We start from the raw sequence: 661 nt of genomic DNA on the forward strand, positions 1-661 counted from the left end.
AACATGGTACGGCTATCGTGACAGCTGCAGGTATGCTCAATGCTATCGAGCTGCAGGGTAAGAAGCTTGAAGATTCAACGATTGTTTGTCTTGGTGCTGGTGCTGCAGCCGTTGCGTGTATGGAGCTGCTTATCAAGTGTGGCGCAATGCGCGAGAAGATCTACATGCTGGATCGCAAAGGGGTGATCCATACTCGTCGTGATGATCTGAATGAGTACAAGCAACTGTTCGCAAACAATACAGATAAGCGCACACTAGAAGATGTGATCGAAGGTGCAGACCTATTCTTAGGTGTATCTGGTCCAAATCTGTTGCCACCAGAAGCGTTGAAACTTATGGCTGACAAGCCAGTTGTATTTGCTTGTTCGAACCCAGATCCTGAAATTAAACCTGAGCTAGCACATGCAGTACGTGATGACTTAATTATGGGTACTGGTCGCACTGATTATCCAAACCAAGTGAACAACGTGTTGTGTTTCCCTTTCATTTTCCGTGGTGCGTTAGATGTACGTGCGAGTGAAATCAATGACGACATGAAGCTGGCGGCGGTTGACGCAATTCGTGCATTGGCAAAAGAGCCTGTACCTGAATCGGTACTAAAAGCTGCAGGTGTTGAGAAGCTAGAATTTGGCAGCGACTACATCATTCCTAAGCCAATGGA

Annotated in this window: 1 protein-coding gene; it reads left to right on the forward strand. The window is 46.7% G+C overall.

Annotated elements, in window-relative coordinates; all coding sequences use genetic code 11:
- Nucleotides 1–661 (forward strand): malic enzyme-like NAD(P)-binding protein (locus tag R7Q48_RS27980; protein WP_318133559.1); only part of this gene is annotated, 661 nt, incomplete at both ends.

The sequence above is a fragment of the Vibrio sp. 378 genome, from assembly GCF_033339435.1.